Source organism: Flavobacterium sp. Sd200, from assembly GCF_009826935.1.
In the GTDB taxonomy this organism is placed as follows: domain Bacteria; phylum Bacteroidota; class Bacteroidia; order Flavobacteriales; family Flavobacteriaceae; genus Flavobacterium.
This window is the reverse complement of sequence record NZ_WUMN01000001.1, coordinates 343,768-370,034: the sequence shown is the minus strand read 5'-3', so window position 1 is coordinate 370,034 and position 26,267 is coordinate 343,768. Positions and strand designations below refer to the sequence as shown.

General features: G+C 39.2%; 29 protein-coding genes and 1 other RNA gene. 19 read left to right on the top strand and 11 right to left on the bottom strand.

Features of this window, described 5'->3' with window-relative positions; genetic code table 11:
- Positions 1–13: 13 nt before the first annotated feature.
- On the bottom strand, positions 14–298 hold the full coding sequence (locus GR160_RS01650) for a DUF493 family protein (RefSeq protein ID WP_202390687.1): 285 nt from the start codon (positions 296–298) through the stop codon (positions 14–16).
- A 133-nt stretch (positions 299–431) separates the two neighbouring features.
- Entirely contained in the window at positions 432–737 is a 306-nt protein-coding gene (locus tag GR160_RS01645) for a hypothetical protein (RefSeq protein ID WP_160748089.1), read from the bottom strand.
- A gap of 334 nt (positions 738–1,071) precedes the next feature.
- Between GR160_RS01645 and GR160_RS01640 the strand changes: the two genes are divergently transcribed.
- Positions 1,072–1,371 carry a hypothetical protein gene (locus GR160_RS01640; RefSeq protein ID WP_160748088.1) on the top strand — a complete coding sequence of 100 codons (300 nt, stop codon included), beginning with the start codon at positions 1,072–1,074 and terminating at the stop codon, positions 1,369–1,371.
- Between the two features lie 99 nt (positions 1,372–1,470).
- Complete coding sequence (locus GR160_RS01635) at positions 1,471–2,403, top strand: 1-phosphofructokinase family hexose kinase (RefSeq protein WP_160748087.1); 933 nt, start codon at positions 1,471–1,473, stop codon at positions 2,401–2,403.
- 86 nt (positions 2,404–2,489) lie between these two features.
- On the opposite strand, the gene GR160_RS01630 is transcribed toward GR160_RS01635, so the two are convergent.
- Positions 2,490–3,437, bottom strand: a complete 948-nt coding sequence (locus GR160_RS01630; RefSeq protein WP_160748086.1) for a PhoH family protein — start codon at positions 3,435–3,437, stop codon at positions 2,490–2,492.
- Between the two features lie 108 nt (positions 3,438–3,545).
- Here GR160_RS01630 and GR160_RS01625 point away from each other — a divergent pair, with 108 nt between their 5' ends.
- From GR160_RS01625 to GR160_RS01600, 6 genes are all read left to right on the top strand, one after another.
- The gene (locus GR160_RS01625) at positions 3,546–4,373 is read left to right on the top strand and encodes an S-adenosyl-l-methionine hydroxide adenosyltransferase family protein (RefSeq protein WP_160748085.1); all 828 of its coding nucleotides are present in this window, start codon (positions 3,546–3,548) and stop codon (positions 4,371–4,373) included.
- Positions 4,374–4,530: 157 nt separating this feature from the next.
- Positions 4,531–5,256, top strand: a complete 726-nt coding sequence (gene gldF, locus GR160_RS01620; RefSeq protein ID WP_160748084.1) for a gliding motility-associated ABC transporter permease subunit GldF — start codon at positions 4,531–4,533, stop codon at positions 5,254–5,256.
- A gap of 1 nt (position 5,257) precedes the next feature.
- Complete coding sequence (gldG, locus tag GR160_RS01615; protein WP_160748083.1) at positions 5,258–6,928, top strand: gliding motility-associated ABC transporter substrate-binding protein GldG; 1,671 nt, start codon at positions 5,258–5,260, stop codon at positions 6,926–6,928.
- Positions 6,929–7,076: 148 nt separating this feature from the next.
- The gene (gene rimK / locus GR160_RS01610; RefSeq protein WP_160748082.1) at positions 7,077–8,453 is read left to right on the top strand and encodes a 30S ribosomal protein S6--L-glutamate ligase; all 1,377 of its coding nucleotides are present in this window, start codon (positions 7,077–7,079) and stop codon (positions 8,451–8,453) included.
- A 3-nt stretch (positions 8,454–8,456) separates the two neighbouring features.
- Positions 8,457–8,819 (top strand): DUF1304 domain-containing protein, encoded by a 363-nt coding sequence (locus tag GR160_RS01605; RefSeq protein ID WP_160748081.1) that lies wholly within the window; start codon positions 8,457–8,459, stop codon positions 8,817–8,819.
- A gap of 80 nt (positions 8,820–8,899) precedes the next feature.
- Positions 8,900–9,298 carry a hypothetical protein gene (locus GR160_RS01600; RefSeq protein WP_160748080.1) on the top strand — a complete coding sequence of 133 codons (399 nt, stop codon included), beginning with the start codon at positions 8,900–8,902 and terminating at the stop codon, positions 9,296–9,298.
- A 75-nt stretch (positions 9,299–9,373) separates the two neighbouring features.
- On the opposite strand, the gene GR160_RS01595 is transcribed toward GR160_RS01600, so the two are convergent.
- The 3 genes from GR160_RS01595 to yaaA all read right to left on the bottom strand — a co-directional run bounded on the left by GR160_RS01595 (position 9,374) and on the right by yaaA (position 11,554).
- Positions 9,374–10,264: an alpha/beta fold hydrolase gene (locus GR160_RS01595; protein WP_160748079.1), complete on the bottom strand. Its 891-nt coding sequence runs from the start codon at positions 10,262–10,264 to the stop codon at positions 9,374–9,376.
- Positions 10,265–10,420: 156 nt separating this feature from the next.
- A complete protein-coding gene (locus tag GR160_RS01590; protein WP_160748078.1) occupies positions 10,421–10,771 on the bottom strand; it encodes a hypothetical protein in 351 nt (116 codons plus the stop codon).
- Positions 10,772–10,795: 24 nt separating this feature from the next.
- Complete coding sequence (gene yaaA, locus GR160_RS01585; protein WP_160748077.1) at positions 10,796–11,554, bottom strand: peroxide stress protein YaaA; 759 nt, start codon at positions 11,552–11,554, stop codon at positions 10,796–10,798.
- Positions 11,555–11,683: 129 nt separating this feature from the next.
- On the opposite strand from yaaA, the gene GR160_RS01580 reads away from it, so the two are divergent.
- From GR160_RS01580 to rsmD, 5 genes are all read left to right on the top strand, one after another.
- On the top strand, positions 11,684–12,271 hold the full coding sequence (locus GR160_RS01580; RefSeq protein WP_160748076.1) for a Crp/Fnr family transcriptional regulator: 588 nt from the start codon (positions 11,684–11,686) through the stop codon (positions 12,269–12,271).
- A 313-nt stretch (positions 12,272–12,584) separates the two neighbouring features.
- Positions 12,585–13,304 carry a pirin family protein gene (locus tag GR160_RS01575; RefSeq protein WP_160748966.1) on the top strand — a complete coding sequence of 240 codons (720 nt, stop codon included), beginning with the start codon at positions 12,585–12,587 and terminating at the stop codon, positions 13,302–13,304.
- Positions 13,305–13,423: 119 nt separating this feature from the next.
- Complete coding sequence (locus tag GR160_RS01570) at positions 13,424–13,954, top strand: YceI family protein (RefSeq protein WP_160748075.1); 531 nt, start codon at positions 13,424–13,426, stop codon at positions 13,952–13,954.
- A gap of 232 nt (positions 13,955–14,186) precedes the next feature.
- Complete coding sequence (locus GR160_RS01565) at positions 14,187–14,990, top strand: DUF3822 family protein (RefSeq protein WP_160748074.1); 804 nt, start codon at positions 14,187–14,189, stop codon at positions 14,988–14,990.
- Positions 14,987–15,568, top strand: coding sequence for a 16S rRNA (guanine(966)-N(2))-methyltransferase RsmD (gene rsmD, locus GR160_RS01560; protein ID WP_160748073.1), 582 nt, complete (start codon positions 14,987–14,989; stop codon positions 15,566–15,568). The genes GR160_RS01565 and rsmD overlap by 4 nt, the downstream gene beginning before the upstream one ends.
- 104 nt (positions 15,569–15,672) lie before the next feature.
- Here the strand turns inward: rsmD and rnpB are convergent.
- Positions 15,673–15,988, bottom strand: an RNA gene (rnpB, locus tag GR160_RS01555) — RNase P RNA component class A.
- Positions 15,989–16,221: 233 nt separating this feature from the next.
- Here rnpB and GR160_RS01550 point away from each other — a divergent pair.
- Both GR160_RS01550 and GR160_RS01545 read left to right on the top strand, forming a co-directional pair.
- Positions 16,222–16,527 carry a hypothetical protein gene (locus GR160_RS01550; RefSeq protein WP_160748072.1) on the top strand — a complete coding sequence of 102 codons (306 nt, stop codon included), beginning with the start codon at positions 16,222–16,224 and terminating at the stop codon, positions 16,525–16,527.
- Entirely contained in the window at positions 16,528–17,604 is a 1,077-nt protein-coding gene (locus GR160_RS01545; RefSeq protein ID WP_160748071.1) for a DNA topoisomerase IB, read from the top strand.
- A gap of 1 nt (position 17,605) precedes the next feature.
- Here GR160_RS01545 and GR160_RS01540 read toward each other — a convergent pair whose 3' ends face one another.
- Entirely contained in the window at positions 17,606–18,787 is a 1,182-nt protein-coding gene (locus tag GR160_RS01540) for a Pycsar system effector family protein (protein WP_160748070.1), read from the bottom strand.
- Positions 18,788–18,814: 27 nt separating this feature from the next.
- Here GR160_RS01540 and GR160_RS01535 point away from each other — a divergent pair, with 27 nt between their 5' ends.
- A complete protein-coding gene (locus GR160_RS01535) occupies positions 18,815–22,546 on the top strand; it encodes a metallophosphoesterase (protein WP_160748069.1) in 3,732 nt (1,243 codons plus the stop codon).
- On the opposite strand, the gene GR160_RS01530 is transcribed toward GR160_RS01535, so the two are convergent.
- The 3 genes from GR160_RS01530 to GR160_RS01520 form a co-directional block, all read right to left on the bottom strand.
- Positions 22,532–23,377 (bottom strand): hypothetical protein, encoded by an 846-nt coding sequence (locus tag GR160_RS01530; RefSeq protein ID WP_160748068.1) that lies wholly within the window; start codon positions 23,375–23,377, stop codon positions 22,532–22,534. The two genes, GR160_RS01535 and GR160_RS01530, sit on opposite strands and share 15 nt — an antisense overlap.
- A gap of 94 nt (positions 23,378–23,471) precedes the next feature.
- Positions 23,472–23,678 (bottom strand): helix-turn-helix transcriptional regulator, encoded by a 207-nt coding sequence (locus GR160_RS01525; protein ID WP_160748067.1) that lies wholly within the window; start codon positions 23,676–23,678, stop codon positions 23,472–23,474.
- Between the two features lie 3 nt (positions 23,679–23,681).
- A complete protein-coding gene (locus GR160_RS01520; RefSeq protein WP_160748066.1) occupies positions 23,682–24,230 on the bottom strand; it encodes a DUF2975 domain-containing protein in 549 nt (182 codons plus the stop codon).
- A gap of 164 nt (positions 24,231–24,394) precedes the next feature.
- On the opposite strand from GR160_RS01520, the gene GR160_RS01515 reads away from it, so the two are divergent.
- The 3 genes from GR160_RS01515 to GR160_RS01505 all read left to right on the top strand — a co-directional run bounded on the left by GR160_RS01515 (position 24,395) and on the right by GR160_RS01505 (position 26,159).
- The gene (locus GR160_RS01515) at positions 24,395–24,838 is read left to right on the top strand and encodes a DUF1456 family protein (RefSeq protein ID WP_160748065.1); all 444 of its coding nucleotides are present in this window, start codon (positions 24,395–24,397) and stop codon (positions 24,836–24,838) included.
- Between the two features lie 63 nt (positions 24,839–24,901).
- Positions 24,902–25,627, top strand: coding sequence for a phytanoyl-CoA dioxygenase family protein (locus GR160_RS01510; protein WP_160748064.1), 726 nt, complete (start codon positions 24,902–24,904; stop codon positions 25,625–25,627).
- Positions 25,628–25,631: 4 nt separating this feature from the next.
- Positions 25,632–26,159, top strand: coding sequence for a DUF4269 domain-containing protein (locus GR160_RS01505; protein ID WP_160748063.1), 528 nt, complete (start codon positions 25,632–25,634; stop codon positions 26,157–26,159).
- The last annotated feature ends 108 nt before the right edge of the window (positions 26,160–26,267 follow it).

Genomic DNA, 26,267 nt, shown 5'->3' with positions numbered 1-26,267 from the left:
CTGTGTGTTAAATTTATAATGATATAATACCCTCTATGGCAGACAACTGTATGTATTTATCTATAATTTGCTGTGGCCCACCCATGCTAACGTTTATAGACACGCTGGTATATTTGCCTGTTTTAGATTCTTTAGTATCGATTACAGCTCCCATGTTATCAAAAGCACTTTCTATCTGCACTATTTTTTCTTTATCAGAAGGCACTATAAATTTAAATAAATATTCGGCTGGCCAGTCGGCAGACCCTGCAAGCTCTTCTTTTAGCCTTGCATAAAATTCTTCGCTCTTTTTATCCATTCGCATTAAAATAAAAGCAAATATACGTTATCCGTGCGTAATTTTGTTTTAAAAAGTAAACCTGAAGCGTTATTTTATAATACGCATTAAAACAGCAGACTAAACCTTGTATTAAACAACATAATTAATTGTTTTAAACCCTGTTTAGCAGTAAAAATACAGTAGCAACAGCAATAATGGCAACTACTGCATAACTATAAAATATAACTTTAGCTAAAACCGTTCTGTTTCTAAACAATCGGATAACCATATATATAGAAGTTCCCATAACAAAATTAAGCGATACCCACATGAGCAACAAGCGCGAAGCGTTCTCATTGCTATTTGCTAAAATACTGTCAAAAGTTATGTAAAGTAAAATTCCAAAAACTGCAAGCCAAATAAAGTAAAGCCCCACAAGTACATGAAAAGCTAAATGCTTAAGGTCTAAATTCTTCATTCAAAAACCACTAATGTATATTTAATTTTTAAAAGCCCCCTCGTTATATTAGAAAACGCATTAAAAAAGTTATTTAGTATATAAATGGGGTACGAGTGTAAATCTAACTATAAAATCAACATCTTGCCCCCTTTAAATTAAAGCAAGACTCTTTTAAAACAGGCGTTTTACAAGCCACAACCCTGTTTTTCAATTACTTTAACAACTACATTATTAAATAAACATTATATCGTTTGCTAATTATTAACAAAATTTTATATACTTTTATGGCTGGTATTTTAGCCCCCTGAAATTTACCGACACATATTACTAAAATTAAATTACTTAATGCACTATGAAACTGAGAGACCTAAAAGCATGGCTCGAAAATCTTAGCGATGAGGAACTTGATAAAGAGCTTTTATACAACTCTATGGATTACGGCATTTCCGGCACTGTAGGCGAAATCAATCGTTGCGATGAAAACCTATATTATGTAGGAGACGATCCTTTGTTGCTGCATACCCAGGATGAACTAAAAAAACGCGGATTTACCAAAAAACAAATTTCCAAGCTTGATATTGAAGTGCCCGAAGGATGCTATTATATTGAACTAAGCAATGAATACAGTATTTTAGAAAGGTTTGTACAATAACAAAATTTCTTTAGCCTACTTCTCTTAACAAATTATTATAGTCCAACAATGTTTTTAATTGGTATTTTAGTGTAAATACCAATTAAAAACATTGTTGGAATGATAAAGAACATCCTAACCATTACCCTAAATCCCACTGTAGACAAAAGCTCTACAGTAGAGAATATTAAGCCCGAAAAGAAACTGCGTTGCTCTGCACCCAAATATGAACCGGGGGGGGGTGGCATAAATGTTTCACGAGGACTGGAACGTTTAGGAGTAAAATCTGTTGCGCTTTTCTTCTCCGGCGGACGCACAGGAGCACTTTTAGAAGAATTGCTCGACAGGGAAAATGTTGCTGTAAAGCCCATTTCTACAAAAGCCGAAACACGCGAAAACTTTATTGTGGTAGACACTTCTCATAACGACCAATATCGTTTTGGGATGCCCGGAGAATCCATAACCACTGAAGAGGCAGAAGAACTGAACAAAACCATTAATAGTCTCGAACCTTTTCCTGAAATAGTAGTTATTAGCGGCAGCCTGCCCGAAGGTATTGAGCCTTCTTTTTTGCGTAGCCTTATAAAAACCCTTAAAGCTAAAGGTGCAAAAATTATTGCCGATACATCGGGAGATGCGCTTCAGGAAGTAGTAAATGAGGGCGTTTATTTACTGAAACCCAATTTAGGCGAACTTAGTGCACTTACAGGCCGCAAAGAACTTGACAACGAAAGTGCCGACGAAGCCGCAATGGAGCTTATTGGCAAAGGTGCTGCCGAAATTATCGTAGTTTCGCTGGGGCCACAGGGTGCCTATTTGGTCAGTAAAGATAAATGCCTGCATGTACCGGCACCATCGGTAAAAAAGCTGAGCACTGTGGGCGCCGGAGACAGCATGGTAGCCGGAATGGTATCTAAACTTGCTACAAACAGCCCATTGCAGGATGTTGCCCGTATGGGTGTAGCCTGCGGATCGGCAGCTACAATGAGCACCGGAACAGGACTTTTTACCAAAGAAAATGCCGAACGACTCTATAAATGGCTTTCTAAATAGATCTTTGAATGCAAAATGCCGGATTACTAGATTCAATACAATATGTAAAAAATCTAATAATCCGGCATTGCGATAATCCCACAATATCAATCGTGGTTTTCAATGCTTTTATATGCTTCAATAATTTTCTTAACAAGGCGGTGGCGCACAATATCTTTATCATCAAGATAAATAATCCCTACACCCTCAACATTTTTTAGTATTAATACAGCTTCTTTAAGACCCGATATGGTTCTTCGTGGCAAGTCTACCTGACCGGGATCGCCAGTAATCATAAACTTAGCGTTCTTACCCATACGCGTAAGGAACATTTTCATTTGAGAATGGGTAGTGTTCTGTGCCTCATCGAGTATTACAAATGCATTATCGAGTGTACGTCCACGCATAAAAGCCAGCGGTGCTATTTGTATAATACCTTTTGCAATATAATCTTCTAAAGATTGCGGTGGAATCATATCGCGCAGCGCATCATACAGCGGCTGCATGTACGGATCCAGTTTTTCTTTCATGTCACCCGGCAAAAAGCCAAGGTTCTCTCCTGCCTCAACTGCAGGACGGGTAAGTATAATTCGCTTTACCTGTTTTTCTTTAAGCGCTTTTACAGCAAGCGCAACACCTGTATAGGTTTTACCGGTACCGGCAGGGCCAATGGCAAAAACCATATCGTTCTTAGCCATATAGTCTACCAGTTTTTGCTGGTTGGGCGTCATGGCTTTTATAAGCTTGCCTCCCACCCCATGCACTAATATTTTATCGCTGGGGTTCATTTGCTCTACATTGCTGTCGCTCTGTATTACACGCTCAATAACATTATCATCAATATTATTGTAGCGAGAAAAATGCAGCATGAGGCGCTTAAACCGCTTTTCAAACTCATCGAGCAACTCTTTTTCGCCAAAGGCTTTTAAAGTAGTGCCGCGTGCAACAATCTTTAACTTAGGATAGTATTTTTTTATGGTTTCCAAATGAGAATCCTGCGCACCCCAAAAATCTTTAGGAGCAATGTCTGTAAGTTCAATCGTACGTTCGTTCAAAAGCAGATGGTTTTAATTTTTACTAAATCATAGCTATATAATTAGTAGCTTTGCATTCAAATTTAGTGAAATTTTAATCGCACTTTTTTAAAAGTTTTACACAATTTTATGTCAATAATTACCCTAACTACCGACTTTGGGCTCAAGGACCATTTTGTGGGAGCCCTGAAAGGTAAAATACTTTCGTGCTATGAAGGGGCTGTTATTGTTGATATTTCGCACCATGTAGATCTTTTTAATATCTCTGAAGCCAGCTATATAGTTGGTGCTGCATACAATAGCTTTCCACAATCAACAGTGCACCTTATTGGTGTAGATGCCGAACTTACTAAAGAAACGCGCCATATTGCCATGCTGTGGAATGGTCATTATTTTATTTGTGCTGATAATGGGGTATTGAGCCTGTTAACGCAAAGGATACTGCCAGAAAAAATAGTAGAGATAAATATACACGACCGCCTTCCGGAAGGCAGCACAGAAATGGATGCGTTTGTTATGGTGGCCTGCCATCTTGCCAAAGGAGGGCTGCTAAACGTTATTGGCAGGGAAACTAACGAGATCAAACAAATATTTGACCTCCAACCTGTAGTATCGCCGGATAGTAACAGTATTAGGGGATATGTGGTATACATAGACCACTTTGGCAACTGCGTTACCAACATTACCAAAAAACAGGTTAAAGAGTTAGCCAAAGGCCGCGACTACGAAATTACATTTAGCACAAAGAGTATTAAAGGGGTTAAATCAGGATATTCTGACTTTACGGTAAACGAGCGCTTTTCGTTAAAAGACTATGAAGGCGAAAAGCTGGCGATTTTTAATGAAGCCGGTTTTTTAGAAATAGCCATATACCGTAGCAACCCTTCTACAGTGGGCACTGCAAAAACATTACTAGGGCTAAAATTTAGAGACGTAGTTAACGTTATATTTAAATAACTATCGAATCTTTATTACAAAATCTAAGACCCAACCGCTCTTTTTAAAATAACCCAAAAATCAGTATGTTTGTACACCCTGAAAATACATGATAATTCAGGGATAAACGGCAACCGTTAAAGCCTAGTACCCAAAACTATATTTAGTTCAGGAAAAAATGAAAGCATTACTATTAAGAGAAATAAAATCTTTTTTTGGCTCGCCAATTGGATATTTGGTCATTGCCATATTTCTTATACTCAACGGAGTGAGTCTTTGGGTTATTGAAGGAGAATACAATATACTTAACAGTGGTTTTGCCGACCTTGCCCCATTTTTTACACTTGCCCCCTGGATATTGATATTGCTCATTCCGGCGGTAACCATGCGTAGTTTTTCTGACGAAAAAAAACAAGGCACGCTCGAACTGCTTTTTACACGTCCTTTAACCACCTGGGAAATAGTTAACGGGAAGTTTTTTGGTGCACTGGCACTCATTGTTTTGGCTCTGCTGCCAACTCTCATATATGTATATGTGGTTTCCTATCTTGGAAATCCTCCCGACAATATAGATATGGGCAGTACTATAGGCTCTTATTTTGGACTATTGTTTTTAGTTGCAGGGTATACTGCCATAGGTGTATTTGCCTCTACCCTTTCTGACAACCAGATCGTAGCATTTATTATAGCTGTTTTTGTATGCTTTGTATTGTATTTCGGGTTTCAGGAGCTGGCACTTTACAGCGGCGATTTTAGCAATGCTGTAGCATCTGTAGGCATGGATTATCACTTCAGAAGCATAAGCCGTGGCGTTATAGACACCCGCGATATTATTTATTTTACAAGCATTGCCTTTTTCTTTTTATCGTTAACTGTATACAAACTTAAATCGCTGCGAGGATAATATGGAAGCCACTAAACAAAAAAACCTCGTTCGCCTTGGCATAACCGCTGCTGCATTATTGGCTCTAAACTTTGCAGGGAGCTATGTTTTTAAACGTTTTGACCTTACTGCCGATAAACGCTATACACTATCGGAAGCATCTGTAGCAGTAACGCAAAAAGTACAGGAACCTTTATATATAGATATTTTTTTAGGAGGAGACCTGCCGCCGGAATTTAAACGTCTTCAAAACGAAATACGTCAGTTGTTAGAAGAATATCAGGTGTACAACAGCAACATCATCTTTAATTTTATCGACCCGCTGGCCGAGGAAGAAGATGTACAGAACAACATACAGGAATTGTATCAGATGGGCTTAACGCCTACCAATATCGAAATGACCCGTAAGGGCAAGAGATCAGTTATCCAAATCTTTCCGTGGGCCATTGCCAACGTAGGACAGCACTCGGTAAAAGTGCCTTTATTGGTAAACAATTTCATGACCAATAAGGACGAGAACATTAACAAATCAGTACAATTACTGGAGTATAATTTCTCTGATGCCATTACAAAGCTTACCATTACCGACAGAAAAAAAGTTGCCGTATTAAAAGGTAATGGTGAAATTGCTGACAGGTATATGTCTGATTTTTTATTGGGCATGAAAGAATATTATGCCCTTGGCGAATTTAACCTTGATTCGCTGTCAAACGACAGGCAAAAAACGCTGCAAAACCTTCAACGCTTTGACCTTGCTGTTATTGCCAAACCTACCCAGGCTTTTACCGAAGACGAAAAGGCCGTTATAGATCAATATATAATGAACGGTGGCAAAACCCTTTGGATGGTAGACAGGGTTAGCATGGATCTTGACAGCCTTCGCAACAGCAACAATGCAGCGTTAGCCTATCCGGCAGATTTGAACCTCGACGACATGCTGTTTAAATATGGCGTTCGCCTTAATGCCAATTTGGTACAGGACTTGCTAAGCACACCAATAAGCGTGCAGTCGGCTAATGGCGAGGCACCTGTAGACTGGCCATATTCGCCTGTAGTGCGCTCACGCGAAAACCACCCCATAAATAAGAACATAAATATTGTAAAGCTTGAATTTGCCGGGCAAATAGATACGCTTAAAAACAATATTAAAAAAACGGCACTGCTGCAAAGCTCTCCTGAGTCTAAAGTTGTGGGTATGCCTGCACAGGTAAATCTATACCAGTTTTTAAACAATGTCAATCCGTCTCAGTTTAACAACGGAAATCAGGTATTAGGAGTATTATTAGAGGGTAAATTTACATCGGCCTACAAGAACAGGCTAAAACCTGTGAAATTTACCAATCCTAAAGACGACGGGGCCGACAATAAAATGATAGTTATTGCCGATGGCGATATTGTAAATTATAAATATGCCAACAAAAAGCCTTTGGGCGACGGCATAGACCCATGGCTACAGCAAACGTACAGCAACCGTGATTTTTTGCTTAACTGTGTAAACTACCTGCTGGACGACAACGGACTAATAAAAATAAGGAGCAAAAATATAAATCTACACTTTCTTGATGCAAAGAAAGTAGAAGAAAATTATGCTTGGGCACAGCTTATAACCATTGGCCTGCCACTTGCGGTTCTGGCTATTTTTGGTGTGCTGTTTACTTATTTACGTAAGAGGGCATATACAAAAAGGCTGTAAAACAATACAATATTCAGCTTTACGTTTTATTAAGCTTTTCTGTAAAAGGATACAAGCAGATGCAGTATTATTTTTTTGCTAAATATTTCATTGCTTCTTTACACAACTAAAAAAAGTAGTACTTTAGATAAAGTAATTCTATCTAAAAATGCTCGATAAAGTAATAGTAGGAAGCGAAGAATGGTGCGCTTTTCCTGACCTTGGTATCCCAACAATAAAAGCACGTGTAGACTCGGGCGCAAAAACTTCGGCATTGCATGCCATTAACATTACCCCGTTTGAAAAAGACGGCAATAACTGGGTAAAGTTTGACATTAATCCTATACAAAACAATTCTAAAACTGTTATACATTGCCAAGCTCCGCTGGTAGACAAACGTGTGGTAAAAAGCAGCAGTGGCTTTCGTGAGCAACGCTATGTTATAAAAACACAAATTCGTGTTGGCGAAACAAACTGGGAAGCAGAGTTTACGCTAACTAACCGCGACTCTATGGGTTTTCGTATGCTTTTAGGTCGCGAAGCCATGAGCGGTCGTTTATTGGTAGATCCGGAACAAAAATTTCTGTTAGGCCAGCCAACCCGCGAAAAACTTCTGGAATATTATGAAAAGGGTGAAGAGCCCAAACGCGGCCTGCGCATAGGACTGCTTGCCAGCAATCCAGAACTTTACAGCAACAGGCGCATTATGGAAGCCGGAGAAGCACGCGGGCACGAAATGCATTTTTTAAACCTTAAGTACTGTTACATGAAACTGGATGCCGACACTCCCGAGATACACTACAGGGGTGGCAGGGTGCTTAATGATTTTGATGCTGTTATACCGCGCATTCGCCCAAGCATGACCTTTTACGGGTGTGCCCTTACCCGCCATTTTGAGGCTCTTAAAGTTTTCTGCCTTAACTCATCTACAGCTATAAGCCAAAGCCGCGACAAGCTGTATTCCTTACAACTGTTACTAAACAGCGGTATTGATATTCCTACCACCGGTTTTGCCAACTCGCCCCTTGACACTAACGACCTGATAAAAATGGTAGGCGGTTCTCCTCTAATCGTAAAGCTTTTAGAAGGAACTCAGGGCAAAGGTGTTGTGCTTGCAGAAACTAAAAAAGCGGCAGAGAGCGTAATCAATGCATTTAAAAGCCTAAATGCTAACATACTGGTTCAGGAGTTTATTAAAGAGGCCAATGGTAAAGACATTCGTTGTTTTGTTATAGACGGCAAAGTGGTAGCTGCCATACAGCGTGAGGCACTTCCGGGAGAGTTCCGTGCCAACATACACCTTGGCGGTACGGCATCTATAATAAAGGTAACATCTGAAGAAAAAAAGATAGCTATCAAAGCTGCTAAGGCCATGAACCTTAAAGTAGCAGGTGTAGATATTATACGATCGTCTAAGGGGCCTCTATTGCTTGAGGTTAATTCTTCACCTGGTTTAGAAGGTATTGAGGGGGCAACCCAAAAAGATATTGCCGGAGAAATGATACGTGCCATTGAGCGCAATTTTAAATGGACTAACGTTATATAAACCATGATAATAGCCCGTGTAATAATAGCTTTTATTTGCCTGTTGCATTTATATATAATGTGGCTGGAAATGTTTGCGTGGACTACGCGGGCCAAAAAAGTTTTCAGGAAATTTCCTGAAGACCTGTTTGAAAAAACAAAACCGCTTGCTGCAAACCAAGGGCTTTATAATGGATTTTTGGCAGCCGGACTTCTTTGGTCTTTTTTTATTAAGGATGAGGTTTGGAGCGCTAATGTTGCTGCTTTCTTTTTGTTATGTGTTTTGACAGCTGGTTTGTATGGAGCAATTACTGCCCAAAGATCTATACTTTACATACAGGCATTGCCTGCACTGTTGGGTTTATTAGCCCTATATTTTGAAGTTTAATGTAGGATAAATCAGATTTTTGAGGTATTTTTATACAACATTGATGCTGAACTGATGTCAGTTTTAATATTACCCCGCTTATGATACAAAAAATTACTTTTTTTATACTGTTGTTTTTACCTGTAATTGCCTTAAGCCAAAGTAAATGCGCGCAGTTTAGGGAAGGTACTTTTAAAATTACCGACCCAAAAACAAAAAAGGTTTCAATAATTACGCGCAAGGGTAATGTACAAACCGAAAAAATGGAAGATGCAGAAGAAGTTTATGACTTTGATATTGCCTGGCTTGACGATTGCACCTACACCGTTACCCCTACTCCTGCTACAGCAGCCCGTGTAAAAGATATTAGCAAAGTGGGCACTATGACAGTCGAGATCTTAAAAGCAAAGGACAGCTCTTACACACAGCGTGTAAAAGTAGCCAGTAACCCAAATTTAAAAAGGACAGATACCGTTTTTATGCTTGCCGATAAAGAGTAAGCATAAGTATAATTTAAAAGAAAAGCCAACCGCATTTACATTATAACGGTTGGCTTTTTATATGATTAAGCAATTTTATTTTACCAGCAAAAAATTCTGAATGTAAGCCGCAACAGGCCCTGCGTGCTGATGCTGCGGTGCATGACCGGTTTTAGAGAACACAATTAGTTGTGCGTTTTGTAATTTACCATTCAGCGGATACCAGTTCTCTACGGCAAAACTTGTATCGTGATCTCCACAAATTATAAGAATAGGCAATGTAGTTTCGATAAGTTTTTGCCTTAAGCCTACCTTATCTTCAGTTGCCAGCGCTGCTCCTTTGCCATAAAGCTGAAATACCTCTGGTGTTGATGGAATCTTTGAAACATCTGCACGTTTATATATCCTATCGTGTGACGCTTTTGCAGCAGCAACCGAAGCATTAGATTCAGGCTCGAAAAACAATATAATCTCATCTTCTAGAGTGTTTACTGGCTTAAAAGCCACGTTTAAAAACGATTGGTCTAGCTCTACCTCTCTTTTACCTACAGGCCCGGTGCCAAGTAAAATAAGGTGCGTTACAAGCTCCGGATACTGCAAAGCAGCGGTTTGTGCTACCAGCCCGCCATAAGACCAGCCTCCAAGAATTATTTTTTTAAGTCCAAGATGTGTAGCAAGATCTTTAACATCTTTAGCTACAAGAGCAATATCTGTGGGTAATGTTCCGGTAGAATATCCTATACCTGTATAATCAAAAGTAATAACCCTGTTGGTTTTGGCAAGGTTGTCTAAGAACAAAGGATCCCAGGTATCTAAAGTTCCTCTAAACCTATTGGTCAAAACTATAGGAGTTCCTGAACCTATAGACCTGTAGGCCAACTGCCTGCCATTGATGTTTGCATATTGTGTTTTACTGTTACCTGCGTTAACCTGACTAAAGGCAACTGTTGCAAAAAGAAAAATGATTGAAGTGAGTAATGCTTTCATAATACATAATTTAAATGTTGTTATAAAAGCTTTGCAAAACAAACACCAATAATCAAAGTATTGATAATCAAAGAAATAAACAAAGGCAATACATCTTCATTTCGCTAAACTGCTGGTAAACCTTTATATATCGCTAAAAACCTATTTATCAAAATACTACTCCAATATAAAATCAATATCCGATACTCCGTTGGCACCGTCAGATCCAAAGCGCAGGTTTACCTCAGCATTTTTCATAAAAGGGGCATCTAACAATAATGGTTTTATAGTCTTAAAAAGTTCTTCAGCACTGTCTCCATAAAAATACAAAAAGCCATCGGCAAGGTCTAATGCCATTTGATGCCCGTCAAACTCACCCGTTTTGCTGTTATATAACTCAATGCGAAGTTTATTTTCCAGTTCATGCAGTGGTTCAAGGTTGCTATGGCTGTAATTAAAATAAATAATTACACCCTGCTTATATTTATTGTGGTCGCTGTCGCTATTGAGCAGTTCATTAAAATTCATTGCGCTACTAATCAAAATTATAAATTACCTTGTAAAAACAAGTGTAGTACTATCACTCAACTTAGGGTCAAACCTGTAACCCTCATAATCAAAACCTTTCAAACCTTTTAAGGTTTTTACATTCTTATCAATAATATAGCGCACCATCATACCCCTCGCCTTTTTTGCAAAAAAGCTCACCATTCGCAGGTTGCCGTCTTTATAGTCTTTAAACTCGGGCGTAATTACAGGCACTTTAAGTGACTTGGCATCTACAGCATCAAAATATTCTTTACTGGCGAGGTTTAAAAAAAGTTCATCATCTTTAAGCTCATTATTTAAAGCCTCAGTAAGTGTAGCTTTCCAGTACTCATACAAATTTTTATTATCGCCTACGGGCAAATGAGTACCCATTTCAAGGCGGTAAGGCTGTATAAGGTCCAGTGGTTTCAGTAATCCATAAAGGCCGGAAAGTATGCGCAGGCTATCCTGCAATTTGTTGAGTTTGGCTACAGGCAACGTATAGGCATCAAAACCGGTATAAACATCGCCGTTAAAGGCATATATGGCCGGACGTGCATTTTTGGTGGTAAACGGTGTTTTCCATTCCTGGTTGCGTTCCCAATTTAGCTGTGCAAGTTTATCGCTTATATGCATCAGTTCCATTAATTCTGCCGGAGCTTTTTCTTTTATGGCGGTGTGTACTACTTCTGCGTTAACCAGGAATTCGGGCTGAGTATATTTTTTGGTAGGAAGTTTTGTTTCAAAGTCCAGCGATTTTGCCGGCGATATAACAATTTTCATTTGCATGGTTTTATACACTCAAAAGTACGGCTCTAAAAGCATTTGTACAATTAAATAAATATTTTACTCTAATTCTGCATTTCAGCTGCTTTAAAAAATAGCCTATATTTGTAGTAAAACCTTACAACCGTGGATAATTTTGAGAGCATAAATAAAAACATAAGCAGGTATGTAGATTTTACTCCGCAAGACCTGGAAATTTTCAATTCGCTTATAGAATATAAAAAAGTACCTAAAAAAACCATCATGCTGCATGAGGGCGAAATGTGCAATTTTGAAGCTTTTGTAATTAAAGGCTGTGTTCGTAAATATTATATCGACGCCAATGGCTTTGAGGTTATATTGCAATTTGCCATAGAAGACGCATGGGTTAGCGATATATCATTCAGCATCTATGAAGATAAGCCCAGCAAAGTTTTTATAGAAACCCTCGAAGACTGTGAATTCTATACATTTACGCCCGAGGCTAAAGAAGAATTGTTTAAAAAAGCCCCCTGCTTTGAAAGGGCTTTCAGGATATTGCTGCAACGCAATCTGTCGGTTACGCAAAACAGGCTTTTCAACACCATATCGATGACGGCTTTAGACAAATATGTTGAGTTCTTAGAGCAGTACCCTACATTGCCGCAACGTGTGGCGCAGCATTATATAGCCTCCTATTTAGGAATTTCGGCTGAGTTTTTGAGCAAGACAAGGGCAAAGCTGGCGAAGCATTGATTTAAGATTTATGACTGTAGATTCTAAAATTACCGGGAAGCTTTATTTCTTCAAATATTAAATCTACAGTCATAAATATTTTCTTGTCCCAGTTCAATGCGCAGCTTTACGGTAAAGCGCAACTTTGCAATGTAATAATCAATAAACAACCTTAGTTATGGACAGGAAAGATTTTATACGCAAAGGCCTTATGGGAACAGGAATGTTCATTACATCGGCCGCTGTAGGCAAAGCCCTTCAAAACGATATAGACGAAATTACCCCTTTAGAACCCATAGGCTATAATCACCTGCCTAACGAAGATTCTAAAATTATGGAAAACACTGTACTGCACAAAGCCGCTACACGCGGGCATGCCAACCATGGCTGGCTGGACTCTCATCACACCTTTAGCTTTGCTAATTATCATAACCCCGACAGGATGCACTTCGGAGTGCTGCGCGTGCTTAACGACGACCGTGTAGATGCCGGTATGGGCTTTGGTACACACCCTCACGATAATATGGAGATTATTTCTATTCCACTTGAAGGCGACCTGGAGCATAAAGACAGCATGGGCAATACCACCATAATTAAAAAAGGCGATATACAGGTTATGAGTGCCGGAACCGGCATACAACACAGCGAGTACAATAAAAACAAAGACAGGCTTACCAAGTTTCTTCAAATATGGCTGTATCCAAACAAGCGTAATGTTACACCAAGGTATGACCAAATAACTCTTGATGTTGCAAAAAGACACAATAAACTGCAACAGATACTTTCGCCTAACGCTAATGACGAAGGCGTATGGATACATCAGGACGCATGGTTTCACATGGGGCAGTTTGATAAAGGATTCTCTGTAAACTATAACGTAAAGAAAAAAGGTAACGGTGTTTATGCTTTTGTACTTAAAGGCGATATAACCATAGGAAATATAAAACTGAACGAGCGCGATGGCCTTGGTATTTGGAATATTGATTCGTTAGCCATTACCGCCAACTCTCAAAATGCCGAGGTACTGCTAATGGATGTGCCAATGGCTTTGTAAAAAAAACAATTTCTTGTCCCAGTTCAATGCCGGGCAATAATTAAAGCCGGAAATTTGTACTGTTCATTTAAACAACACAACATATTTTAAACGATCAATAAACCATAAAAAATTAAATCATGGCAACAACAAAATGGGTATTAGACCCAACACACTCAGAAGCAACTTTTAAAGTAAAACACTTAATGTTCACTAACGTATCGGGTAACTTCACAAAATTTGAAGGTGCAGTAACATCTGACGATGAGAACTTTGAGAACGCTTCTTTTGAATTTAGCGCAGACGCAGATTCTATAAACACAAACAACTCAGACCGCGACGGACACCTTAAAAGTGCAGACTTTTTTGATGTGGAACAGTTTCCTAAACTAACATTTACCTCTACTTCTTTTACTAAAAAAGGTGGTGATGATTATGTACTTACAGGCGACTTTACATTGCACGGTGTTACAAAACAGGTTACCCTTGATGTAGAGTTTGGCGGCATACAAAAAGACCCTTGGGGCAATATAAAAGCCGGCTTTAGCGCTACAGGAAAAATAAACCGTAAAGACTTTGGCCTTACTTATAACGCAGCTCTTGAAACCGGAGGCGTTATGCTGGGCGAAGAAGTAAAACTGGCTTTAGAGCTACAGTATGTAAAACAGTAATTAAGCGTAAGCTTTTTTTATACACTAACTCAATTTTTGGTAAGCCTGCAATGCGAAAGTATTGCGGGCTTATTTTTTATGAGTATTAACTTCTACATTATCCAAAGCAAACAATACTGTAATCTGCTGCTTTACGAATCTTTGTCTTTCTCTGGGCATCTTTGTGGCATAGCTGTATAGGCAAACCCAAAAAAGAATGTAAATTTGTAAACCAACAATCAGAGTGTTTTTAATGAACGACGCCATTACTACAAAAAACTACCGCAAACTGTCGCTGCAAATTGGCCCGGGCGGTATGTCGTTCTGTATATTCGATACGCTTAATTGGGAAATTGTAAGCCTTAAACACAATAGTTTTAGCAAACACTTGCCCCTGGAAGACGAACTGTGGAGGGTTTTTGTAGAGCATCCGGAGCTAAAGAATGATTATGATGAAGTAATGGTGCTGCACGATAACAGCTTTAATGCTTTTGTACCTAATGTGTTGTTCGACGAAAACTACCCCGGCAGCTACCTGCAATATAACACCCGTGTTTTTGAGGCCGATTTTTTTGCATGGGACATACTGCCTGTATATGCCATGACAAATGTTTATGTGCCTCTCATAAACGTAAACAACTTTTTATTAGAACGCCTGGGGTCTTTTGAATATAAAAATACCAACAGTATACTGGTAGAAAAACTATTGGATGCATCAGTAAATATAGACGAGAAGCTGGTGTATGCCCACATACAGGCATCGCATTTTGAAATTGTGGTTACCCACAACCAAAAGCTGCTGCTTTTTAACTCGTTTGAATACAGTACTCCCGAAGACTTTTTGTATTACCTGCTCTTTACTATGGAGCAGCTTAACCTGAACCCCGAAACAGCAAAAATTTTATTGCTGGGTGCTATTACCGAAACCGACCCGAGGTTTAAAATTGCCTATAATTATATTCGCAATATATCGATATACGAACCCGAGGGTCCGGTGCTAAAATGGAATGCCGACAGGCAGGAGGCTTTGCACAACTTTATTTTATTTAACTCATGAGAATAATTTCCGGAAAATATAAAGGCCGCAGGATAAGCCCCCCAAAAAACCTGCCCGTTCGCCCAACTACCGATATGAGCAAGGAATCGTTGTTTAATATACTCAACAACCGCATAGACTTTAACGGACTTAAAGTGCTCGACCTGTTTAGCGGCACGGGTAACCTTAGTTATGAGTTTGGGTCGCGTGGGGCATCGGCAATAACATCTGTAGATGCTGATTTTGGTTGTATAAAGTTTATAAAACAAACTGCTGCGGAATTCGATTTTAATATATCTGCCGTAAAGAGTGATGTTATTAAGTTTTTAAAAGGGCACAAAACAGGCTATGACATTATAGTGGCCGACCCACCTTATGACATGGATCAAAAACTGTTTGAAGAAATAGTGACCCTCGTTTTTGAGAATGAACTGTTAAACGAAGACGGTATTATGATCATTGAACACTCTAAATACACCAAGTTGGAACACATGATGAACTACTCATTCAATAAAAAATACGGAGGATCTGTGTTTACCTTTTTTGAGTTCGACAACGGAGAAGTTGACGATGTTATTGAAGTGAACGAGGAGGATTAGATTGTAACTATGTATAAGTACAAAAAATCAATCAACCCTGCCATGAATTAGAATCTGGTGAGAAAAGATTTATCTCAAATACACTTAGTAGAATATTCCAAAAAATAAAAAGCAGGCCTGTAAGCCGGATTCTGTATTCCTTTAAAGAACCCTTATCATTTATCTAAACACGGCATTACTGCCGGTGCTCAATCTGCCTACCCCCCGGCATCGGGCGGGCAGCCCTACATATAGCCGGTATACATGGCATTTCACCGCATAGAGTTTACCTGGTTTCACTACAGCATCACCTGTACATACTTTCTGTTGCACTTGTCCTCCTGCGGTTTTACCCACAGTGACGGGCGTTACCCGCTATGCTGCCCTCTGGTGTCCGGACTTTCCTCCCTTTTTGCAAAGAGCGATAAGGCGGCCTGCGGCGCGAAGGTAAGCATTCCTGTATAGAAGTCACAGTTTTCAGTCACAGTTTTCAGTTTATTGTATAATATCTTTAACTATAACTATCGTAACTTATTTTATACTAGACCTATATCAACTGAAAACCTGGACTGTGGCTGAAAACTATTTAAGATTAACATTTCCTTGGCTGGCTTCAAAACCTGAAAGTTTTAATTTTAAAGTAATAGAACAAAGCACTTTAAAAAATTACTATCATGGACAGACAAATGTATCATTATGCAACTGTAAGCAAGGCTTTGCAGGAGCTGGCAGCAAAGGGTTATACAACCGATTTTAACCTTGAAGAAGACCGTATTAAAGCCAACTTTAAAGACTTTGAAATTATGGAAATTTACCGCTATGAAGGCGAAAGCGACCCCGGCGATGAAGCTACCGTATATGGCATTAAAAGCAAAGATGGGCAAAAAGGTGTTTTTGTGGCCGGATATGGCGCATTTAGCGAAAATAGCGCTGCAAAATTATTAGAAACTATGAGCATACAGGGCAGGGAGGACGAATAGATGAACCGCCTGCAAAAAAAACTCGAAAAAATAGGGAGCGATCCTAAAGTAACGGCAAAGGCCGTTGGCTTACGCTATAGTTTGTCGTCTGATAAAGGCTACTACCGCAAGCGCAAAGCCAACGGCTTTTCTTATAAAGATGAAACCGGAACAACCGTAAAAGACAAAGAGGTATTGGAACGCATAAAACATTTGGTAATCCCACCCGCATGGGAAAATGTATGGATAAGCCCCTACTCTAACGGTCATCTTCAGGTTACAGGAATCGATACTAAAGGACGTAAACAATACCGCTATCATCCGGAGTGGAACAAAATTAGAAACCAGTCTAAATTTTACCGCCTCCGCAGGTTTGGTGTTGCCTTGCCACACATTCGCGAGCAGGTTGAAAAAGACTTAAAACGCAGTGGTCTGCCCTATTTAAAAGTAGTGGCACTGGTTGTAAAACTGATAGAATTAACCAATATCCGCATTGGTAATGACGCCTATAAAAAGTTGTACGGATCGTTTGGTTTAACCACACTGCGCGACAGGCACGTAAAATTTGACGGGTCTACTGTGTTGTTCGATTTTGTGGGCAAAAAAGGTGTTAAACACAAAATAAAACTGCAAAGCCGCCGCATGGCTAACCTCGTGAAAAAATGCCAGGACATACCCGGTCAGGAGCTTTTTCAATATCTTGACGATGAAGGTAAAAGACATACAATTGGATCGGGAGATATAAACACCTATCTTAAAGAAATAAGCGGAGAAGATTTTACGGCCAAAGACTTCCGGGCATGGGCGGGCAGCCTTAATGCACTGTGTGCATTTCGGGAGCTTGGTGAGTTTGAAAGTGCGGCCGACTTTAAACGAAAAGTGGTTAGCGTGCTCGATAGTGTAGCAGGAAAACTGGGCAATACGCGCACGGTTTGCAAAAAATATTATGTGCACCCTACAGTCGTTGCTGCCTATGAGAAAGGCACCATATGGAATTATAATGTTACAGAGGTTAACAACCACAGCGATTTGAACCCTAATGAAACAGCCTTGTTAAATCTTCTGTCTACCGAAGAAATTGCCCAGGTGGCAGGATAAATTACAGTGTTTGGAAAGCTACCACAAACGCTACTACCGAAAGTATAATGCCTACCATAAAGATATTGTAAGTAATGCGTAGCAGGTTATACTTGCGGTTAAGTACCTTTCCAAGAAAGTAAAGGTCTTTTATCATGGCATTATAAAGATAGTCGCGCTCTTTCATAAGGTCGTTTACAGCCCACTCATATTCATCTAAAGGCATTTTATAAAAGTTGCCAAAAAACAGCAGGTTAACCTTTCTGTCTTCTACATCTTTGCGCGTAAAGGTACCTGTTGTTACCTTAGGGCGTGTAGAAAGTATAGCAAAAACTATACTGACCGTACTGAACAGCATCATTATAAAAGTCGGCCCTATAAGGTGGGCATTGCCCGGAGCATCAAGTTTGGGTATAAGTGTACTTAAAGCTATAGATATAATAATTGCATTTACAGACAGCAAAATGTTTGCCTTGCTATCGGCAATTTCGCTCAGGCGGGTGTGGTTGTTAAGCGTAACCCTAAACATAGTATCTATGCCGCGTTCCGGTCTTTCAGGTTTTTCCTGTTTCTTTTTACCGGCCTTATCTTTTGTTTTTTTCTTACCATACTCCAAATCGTTTATACAAACCTGCAAAGCAGCTATGTTAGCTTCTTTTTGCGGCTGTAAGTTTGTCTTGGCATATTCTGTAAAAAAACGGTGGTAATGCAGCAACACCTTGCGGTTACTTATAGCCCACTCCAAATCGGTGTATTCTTTTTTTTGTGTAATTTTCCATTCTTCGCGCAGCAATTCAGCAAGCTGCACATAGTTAGGCTCGGCAAAATGAGAACAGTCGGCATCTTTAATAATTTTTTCCAAATGGTTTTGTGGTTCCACTCCCAATTGAGTAGCGCGTATAAGGGTCGCTACTGCTTCGGCCTTATTTGCATCATACCCACTTTCTGTCAAAAAATCCTTTGCCATAACACTACTGCGAAGTTCGTGCCCATCAGGCCCTTCTATATAAGCAAGGTCATGAAACCATGCGGCAAGAGTAATAATTTCTATGTCATCTGTACTTACTCCCTCTTCTTTGGCAATAAGCTTAGCATTGTTTACTACACGTAAAGTATGGTTAAAATTATGGTAAATATAATCGGGAGATAGCTTATCTTTGAATGAATGAAAGACGTAACTCTCGGCTTTTTCAACAATATCCATAGGTAGGAAAATTAATAGCACCAAATTATGAAATTCTTTTGGCTTAAATGTAATTTGTTAAGAAATATTAAACGCTTAGCCTGCCTTATTATTGTGGCTGCTTTTATATCATCATGCGCTACAAATAGGGTTCAATATGGTAAACAGGCAACCGCCACGCGCACAGATGCTTTGCAAACCGACAGTCTTTTGCATCGTTTTTATTTGGTAGGCGATGCAGGATATGCAACACAGCCACGTTCGCAACAATTGCTGGGTATAATAAAGCAAAAGTTAGCTACAGAAGATAAGAACACCTCACTTCTATATTTGGGAGATAATATCTATCCTTTAGGAATGCCACCAAAAGAACACGAAGACCGGGAAGCAGCAGAAGCATCGTTAAACAGCCAGCTTGCACTTGCGGACGGCTTTAAGGGCAAAGTGCATTTTATTCCCGGAAACCACGACTGGTATCATGGCATAAAAGGTTTGGAGGAACAGGAAAAACAGGTTGTTAAAGCCCTAAACGGTAAAAAAGCGTTCCTGCCGGGAAAAAGTTGCCCTATTAACGATATAAAAATTAACGACAGCCTTACTCTTATTGCTATAGACAGCGAATGGTTTATTGAAGACTGGGACAACTACCCTACCATAAACGATGACTGCGATATAAAAACCCGCGAAGGCTTGTTTACAGAACTTGAAAGCCTGCTAAATAAAAATCAGGAAAAGACTGTTATTATAGCCATACACCATCCATTATTTTCCAACGGATCGCATGGAGGGCAACAGTCTTTTTACAAACAAATATTTCCTCTAAAATATAAATTCCCACTACCAATAGTAGGCTCTTTTATAAATTTGGTGCGCAATACCGGAGGGATATCTATGCAGGATTTGCAAAGCAAAGTTTACAGTACGTTATCTAAACGCATACGTGCACTCATACAAAACAAAAACAATGTTATTGTAGTTTCGGGTCACGACCATAACCTGCAATATATTTACAAAGACAACATCCATCAAATAATCAGCGGGTCGGCTTCTAAAACCGGAGCCGTAAAAATTAAGTACCCTCAGGATTTTGCTTATGGCGGCACTGGCTATGCTAGCCTCGATGTTTATAAAAACGGCCTTGCCAAAGTAGCCTACTTTAAACTTAGCGATACCGGCGACAGCGAAGAAAAAATATTTGAAAAGGTAATACTTGAAAAGACTGAGCCAACACTAAAACAATATCCTAACAGTTTTCCGGATACTGTAGAGGCATCGGTCTATACGCCTGAAATGACGAAAAAAAGTAAATTTTACAGGTTCCTATTCGGGTATCATTACAGTAAATATTACAGTACTCCTATAAAAGTAAAAACTGTAGTTCTGGATACCCTGCATGGCGGACTTACTGTAGGTCGTGCCGGAGGCGGGCACCAAAGCAACTCAGTTCGTATTATTGATAAAGACGGAAAAGAGTATGTAATGCGTGGGGTTAAAAAAAGTGCCACACGCTTTTTGCAGGCTGTAGCGTTTAAAGACCGCTATGTGGGCGATGATTATGCAAATACGGCAACAGAGCGTTTTCTTTTGGATTTTTATACCACGGCACACCCTTACACACCGTTCATTATAGACGACCTTACTGAAGCAGCAGGAATATATCATACAAACCCTGAGCTGTATTACATACCCAAACAAAATGCCCTGAAGCATTATAACGAAGAATATGGCGATGCACTTTACATGGTTGAAGAACGCCCTACGGATGAGTTTAAGAACCTGGAAAGCTTTGGAAAACCTGACGGAATTGACGGCACAGACGATGTATATAAAAACCTGCATAAGGATAAAAAATATACAATAGACGAAAAGGCCTATATAAAAGCACGGCTGTTCGATATTCTATTGGGCGACTGGGACAGGCATGCCGACCAATGGCGCTGGTCTCGTTTTGAAGAAAAAGACAGTGTTTATTATCGTCCTATTCCACGCGACAGGGATCAGGCTTTTCCTAAATACGGAGGGGCACTGCTAACAATACTCATGCAGGCTCCGCCACTGCGTTACATGAAGCCATATAAAGATGATATTGGCAGTGTAAAATGGCTTTGCCGTGCCGGCTATGCACAGGATTTGGCATTAATTACAAAAGCCGGGGAAAGTGTATGGCTTGAAGAAGCTAAAGCACTGCAACATGACCTTACTGACGAAGTTATAGACAAAGCTTTTAGCGAATTGCCTGCCGAAGTGCAGGATGAAACCATGCAAGAAATAAAAGCTAACCTAAAAAGCAGACGCGAAAAACTGGCCAAGTATGCATTAGAATACAGGGAAGTTTTATTGCGTACTGTTTTAATAACAGGTACAGATAAAAAAGAAAAATTTGTAATTACACGCCTGCCGGACGGTGTTACCGAAGTTAAAACCTACAGCCTGAAAAAGGAGAAAGAAACCCTGATTTTTTCTCAAACCTATAACCGCAAACAAACTAAAGAAATTTGGATCTATGGACTTGACGACGATGATACTTTTGAAGTAAAAGGTAAGCCTGAAAAGCCTATAACCCTACGCTTGCTTGGAGGACAAAACCACGATACTTACACTATAGAAAACGGCAGAAGGGTTAAAGTGTATGACTTTAAAAGCAAGGAGAACACCTATAATAATGATGGCAATGCCAGATTGCTTCTTACAGATGATTATGAGACCAACAGCTATGATCCTCAAAAACCAACCTATAATGTTTTTGCAGGATATCCGTCGGTAGGGTTTAACCCCGATGATGGTATTAAGCTGGGGGCATCATTAAATTATACAGTTAATAATTTTAACCGTCGTCCTTACTCGCGCAAGCATGTATTTACAGGCAATTACTTTTTTGCAACACAAGGCTTTGAACTTATATATCGCGGTACATTTATGAATGTAGCCAGCAAATGGAACGTAGGACTGGATGCCCGCTTTACAAGCCCCAATTTTAGTATAAACTATTTTGGTTATGGTAACGACACAAAAAATTATGACGATGCCCTTGGCATGGATTATAACCGTGTAAAGTTACAGGTATTTCAGGTAGCACCCTCGTTCTTTAAGCATGGGCGAAACGGAAGCTTTATGGAACTTAAATTACCTTTTGAAACTATAGAAGTAGATGGTACTACAGGACGTTTTGTCAATCAACCGGGTGCTATTGCCAAAAGACTTTATGAGCACAGGCAGTTTGGAGGCGTGCAGGCCACATATAGCTTTACGAATTATGACAATGGTTCGTTGCCGGCAAAAGGTATGTCTTTTTACTTATCGGGCGGATGGAAAACCAGCTTTGATGAAATAGAACGTAACTTTCCGCATCTTGAGAGCGCCCTTTCTTTTGTTCATAAAATTACACCCGATGACAAACTGGTGGTAGCTACCACAGTAAAAACGAAATTACTTTTTAACGACAGTTTTGAATTTTATCAGGCTGCTACGCTTGGAGGAGATAACGATTTGCGCGGTTACCGCCGTGAACGTTTTACAGGAAAGGAGAGCCTTTACCACAGTACAGATCTTAGATATACTCTGGGCAAATGGAAAAGCAGCTTTGTACCAGTTGTATATGGCGTTATGGGAGGATACGATTATGGCCGTGTATGGATAGAACATGATACCTCTGACAGATGGCACCAAAGCGCAGGCGGTGGCCTATGGCTAAACGGAGCCGGAGTGGTTACTGCAAAAGTGACCTACTTTCAGGGTTCAGACGGTGGGCGTGTGGCAGTTGGCTTTTTATTTGGCCTTTAGGTCAGACAGCTTTATTTCATAAAGTTTTCCGCCTTCTTTCTTATCTTTTTCGTCGGCAATAAGCAGGGTGTTGTTATCTTTAAAACAAATACCCTCTTTTTGCGATGTATGCCCAAGGTCAAACTCCTGTAATTTTCCTTTAGCAAAATTGCCATTGCCAAAATTAGTAATCAGCCACACTTTTGCACCCGAAAGTAAAACAGCCTTAGTTCCGTCAGGACTAAGGTCGGCGCCTGTAATAGCACATTTCCTGAAATTATCGCAGGTAGACAATGTTCCAAGCAATTCAGCGGTATGATTACCTGCTTTGTTTGGCACTCTGTATATTTTTACTTCTCCGTTAAAACCTTTGCTCCGGTTTTTAGTAAACAGGTAAAAATTTCCGTTTTGTTCTAAAAATGCCTCAACATCAAAAACAAGGTTCGACTTTTTTGGCGGAAACTCTTTCTGATCAGGATAATGAAACGATATTACAGATGATACCCTGCTAAGATCATCAGCATTGAGCCTATAAATAGCAAGGTCTTTGCGGTCGTTTTTGTTATTACCAAAATCGCCAATATAAATATTTCCCTGTTTATCTGAAGCAAGATCTTCCCAGTCGGTATTTTTAGCGTTAACTATTTTTATTTCTTCCTGTGTTGTGCCGTCTAAACCAATTTTATAAATACTGCTTTTATTACCGCTGTCTTCCTGCCCATACAACTGCCCTTTTATATATATAAGGCCTGAAACTTCTTTCAACGAAAGTTTGCCAATTTGCTTTAAGGGAGAGTTAACAGTGGTGCAGGATGCAATAAATAACAGCGACGCAATGCTTATGCTTTTCATTATACTAAATGCTTTTGTGTAAATGTAACGTGCATTTACAAATAAACATTGCGTTTTAAAAAAATATTTTAATTCCGTAACCAGCAAACAGCATCTAATCTTTTTTATATTCTAAAATATCGGCAGGCTGACAGTCGAGTGCTTTGCAAATAGAATCGAGCGTATTAAAACGTATTGCTTTGGCCTTTCCTGTTTTCAATATAGATAGATTAGACAATGTGAGGCCTACTTTTTCTGACAGTTCGTTTAGCGACATTTTGCGTTTTGCCATCATTACATCGAGATTTACAATAATTGCCATGCGCTATACAGTTAGTTCGTTCTCTTCCTGAAGTTCTATACCTCTTTTAAATATCTGAGCTATAATTAAAAGCACAACCCCCATAAACAGCCATACATCTGCACCTCCCAAGCCCAAAAACTGTGCATCGGGCATAGCAATATCTTTGCTAACGAACCATTGCGCATACTCAGCACCCCAGTGAGAAAAACCTCCTATAAACAACGACAGGTATGAAACATTAAAAATAAAGCTTCCAACCTCTTTATTAAAAGGATTTTCCATGTTCAATTTCTTGTCGTGCAATAGCTTTATTATTAAATAGAACAATAAAGCCTTCATTAAACCTACCAGGGTCATAAAAAAAGTCTGTACCAAATAATGCCCCACATCATAGCTATAAAGACCGGAAAGATCTATTTTTTCCCAAAAGTGCCCGGCTCCGGAAGGATTAACCGTAACTGTATAAACAGCATTAAATATAAAGCCTCCCGCTTCTATGCAAAGGCCAACAAAAATGATCCAGGCAAACACATAAAGTATTTTGAGCATCTGGGCAGTAGTTATTTTCATAATATCCTGTTTTTAATTTAACAGTACTAAAATAATAAATATTTATCGCAAAACAATAAATATTTATTAAATAATAATTTAAAATAAAACAAACAGTGCCAACATAAAGAACCCGGAAAGCTTTTATTTTTTTTACACTACCTTTGTGACTTATAAATTTATATATGAATAACAACGACGTATTTAAAAAACTGCGTGTAGCACTGCAACTTCGCGACGACCAGATCGTGGATATTTTACAGCTTGTAGACTTTAGGATATCTAAGGCGGAGCTTGGTGCATTTTTCAGGAATCAGGATCATCCTAACTACATGGAGTGTGGAGACCAGGTATTGCGCAATTTTTTAAATGGGCTTGTAATTCATCTTCGTGGCACAAAAGAGAATCCAACCAATGCTGCCGATGTTATAGCTAAAAACAGTGAAGCAGTAAAACAGCAGGGCACAGAAAAAAAAACTACACAGAATAAACCTGCCAACGCAGGCCAAAAACCTAAAAATCAGTCAAAAAAAGGGCCAGCGCAAAAGAAAAAGTTTGACAAGCCACAAAAACCTACACCTGTTGTTGAAAAGGTAAAATTTAATAACGGTAAGAATAAAAAGGGATAAAACCTTATATAAGCTGCTTTATATAGGCAGCTTTTTTGTATATCTTAATTTAGATTAATACATATGGAATTACATCAACATAAATCTGACATTGAAACTAATGGATTTACCATTATTAACAGCATTTATACCAAAGATGAAATTAACGGCCTTTTAAGTCTTATAGAAAATATTGAAGCCTTAGGTGAAACTTTTCGAAGATCTACCGATATTTTTGCTATCCGACAATTCCTAAAGGAGATACCTGCCACCATACCACTTGTATTTAATAAGAAACTTAACCAAATAATTGCTTCCATTTTTGGAAATGATTATTTTATTGTAAAGTCGATTTATTTTGATAAACCCGGAACTTCTAACTGGTTTGTAGCATACCATCAGGATCTTACTATATCAGTAGATAAAAAAGCCGAAATTGAAAATTTTGGACCCTGGACCGTAAAACAAAACCAATATGCCGTGCAACCTCCTGTAAAAATATTGGAAAATATTTATACGATACGCATACATTTGGACGAAACCACCCAAGATAATGGAGCACTTAAAGTAATACCTCGCTCTCATGCAAGGCAAATTTACAGACCCGAAACCATTAACTGGCAAACAGAAAGTGAAGCTATATGCGAAGTAGAAAAAGGCGGTATAATGATAATGAAACCATTATTACTACACAGTTCCGGTCGCACGGTAAACAATAGCAGACGTAGGGTTATACATATAGAGTTCAGTTCTGCAAAACTACCGGAAATTCTAAAATGGTCAGAAAAAATCGATCTATATATGAATTAGCGATATGTATTTTTTTGATTCAATAGATTACCTGCAGCACGGCACTCCCCGCCAGAAACATACCTTCAGGACGCTTTCTGAAATTGGTATTATAGAAAAACTCGCTGGCTACTCCCCTACACTTGCCGGAACCATACCCATTAATATTGATATAGATAAGAGCGATCTCGACATACTATGCCATTACACCAACGCCGATGTATTCTATAAAAAAGTTTTTGATGCCTTTAGTCATTTTCAGGATTTCAAAATAGTAAAAACCACTGTAAACGGAACAGAAACTGTTTTGGCTAATTTTTACTGTAATGATTTTGAAATAGAGATCTTTGGCCAGCCCATACCAGTGCACCAACAGAACGGATATCTGCACATGATAGCTGAATATCAAATACTGGTGAAATATGGTGAGCCATTTCGAAAGCAGGTTATTGCCCTTAAAGAAGCCGGATATAAAACAGAACCGGCATTCGCTAAACTATTAGGTCTTGAAGGTGATCCATACGAAGCACTTTTAAATTACAGGCTACTATAATATACTTTTAAGCAAATACTTAGCTTCACAAAACAACTCCTGCGGACCAACAATCCTTACTTTAATTAACACCAAAGAGTCAAAACGACTATTTCAGGCGGTAGATTT

Coding starts and splice junctions, on each gene's coding strand:
- GR160_RS01505 (WP_160748063.1), top strand. CDS start 25,632: ATGTATTTTTTTGATTCAATAGATTACCTGCAGCACGGCACTCCCCGC.
- GR160_RS01640 (WP_160748088.1), top strand. CDS start 1,072: ATGAAACTGAGAGACCTAAAAGCATGGCTCGAAAATCTTAGCGATGAG.
- GR160_RS01535 (WP_160748069.1), top strand. CDS start 18,815: ATGAAATTCTTTTGGCTTAAATGTAATTTGTTAAGAAATATTAAACGC.
- gldG (WP_160748083.1), top strand. CDS start 5,258: ATGGAAGCCACTAAACAAAAAAACCTCGTTCGCCTTGGCATAACCGCT.
- GR160_RS01520 (WP_160748066.1), bottom strand. CDS start 24,230: ATGAAAATAACTACTGCCCAGATGCTCAAAATACTTTATGTGTTTGCC.
- GR160_RS01590 (WP_160748078.1), bottom strand. CDS start 10,771: ATGAATTTTAATGAACTGCTCAATAGCGACAGCGACCACAATAAATAT.
- GR160_RS01540 (WP_160748070.1), bottom strand. CDS start 18,787: ATGGATATTGTTGAAAAAGCCGAGAGTTACGTCTTTCATTCATTCAAA.
- GR160_RS01515 (WP_160748065.1), top strand. CDS start 24,395: ATGAATAACAACGACGTATTTAAAAAACTGCGTGTAGCACTGCAACTT.
- yaaA (WP_160748077.1), bottom strand. CDS start 11,554: ATGAAAATTGTTATATCGCCGGCAAAATCGCTGGACTTTGAAACAAAA.
- GR160_RS01565 (WP_160748074.1), top strand. CDS start 14,187: ATGAACGACGCCATTACTACAAAAAACTACCGCAAACTGTCGCTGCAA.
- GR160_RS01600 (WP_160748080.1), top strand. CDS start 8,900: ATGATACAAAAAATTACTTTTTTTATACTGTTGTTTTTACCTGTAATT.
- GR160_RS01645 (WP_160748089.1), bottom strand. CDS start 737: ATGAAGAATTTAGACCTTAAGCATTTAGCTTTTCATGTACTTGTGGGG.
- GR160_RS01605 (WP_160748081.1), top strand. CDS start 8,457: ATGATAATAGCCCGTGTAATAATAGCTTTTATTTGCCTGTTGCATTTA.
- GR160_RS01570 (WP_160748075.1), top strand. CDS start 13,424: ATGGCAACAACAAAATGGGTATTAGACCCAACACACTCAGAAGCAACT.
- GR160_RS01550 (WP_160748072.1), top strand. CDS start 16,222: ATGGACAGACAAATGTATCATTATGCAACTGTAAGCAAGGCTTTGCAG.
- GR160_RS01650 (WP_202390687.1), bottom strand. CDS start 298: ATGGATAAAAAGAGCGAAGAATTTTATGCAAGGCTAAAAGAAGAGCTT.
- GR160_RS01525 (WP_160748067.1), bottom strand. CDS start 23,678: ATGGCAATTATTGTAAATCTCGATGTAATGATGGCAAAACGCAAAATG.
- gldF (WP_160748084.1), top strand. CDS start 4,531: ATGAAAGCATTACTATTAAGAGAAATAAAATCTTTTTTTGGCTCGCCA.
- GR160_RS01595 (WP_160748079.1), bottom strand. CDS start 10,264: ATGAAAGCATTACTCACTTCAATCATTTTTCTTTTTGCAACAGTTGCC.
- GR160_RS01635 (WP_160748087.1), top strand. CDS start 1,471: ATGATAAAGAACATCCTAACCATTACCCTAAATCCCACTGTAGACAAA.
- GR160_RS01510 (WP_160748064.1), top strand. CDS start 24,902: ATGGAATTACATCAACATAAATCTGACATTGAAACTAATGGATTTACC.
- GR160_RS01545 (WP_160748071.1), top strand. CDS start 16,528: ATGAACCGCCTGCAAAAAAAACTCGAAAAAATAGGGAGCGATCCTAAA.
- GR160_RS01575 (WP_160748966.1), top strand. CDS start 12,585: ATGGAAAACACTGTACTGCACAAAGCCGCTACACGCGGGCATGCCAAC.
- rimK (WP_160748082.1), top strand. CDS start 7,077: ATGCTCGATAAAGTAATAGTAGGAAGCGAAGAATGGTGCGCTTTTCCT.
- rsmD (WP_160748073.1), top strand. CDS start 14,987: ATGAGAATAATTTCCGGAAAATATAAAGGCCGCAGGATAAGCCCCCCA.
- GR160_RS01530 (WP_160748068.1), bottom strand. CDS start 23,377: ATGAAAAGCATAAGCATTGCGTCGCTGTTATTTATTGCATCCTGCACC.
- GR160_RS01625 (WP_160748085.1), top strand. CDS start 3,546: ATGTCAATAATTACCCTAACTACCGACTTTGGGCTCAAGGACCATTTT.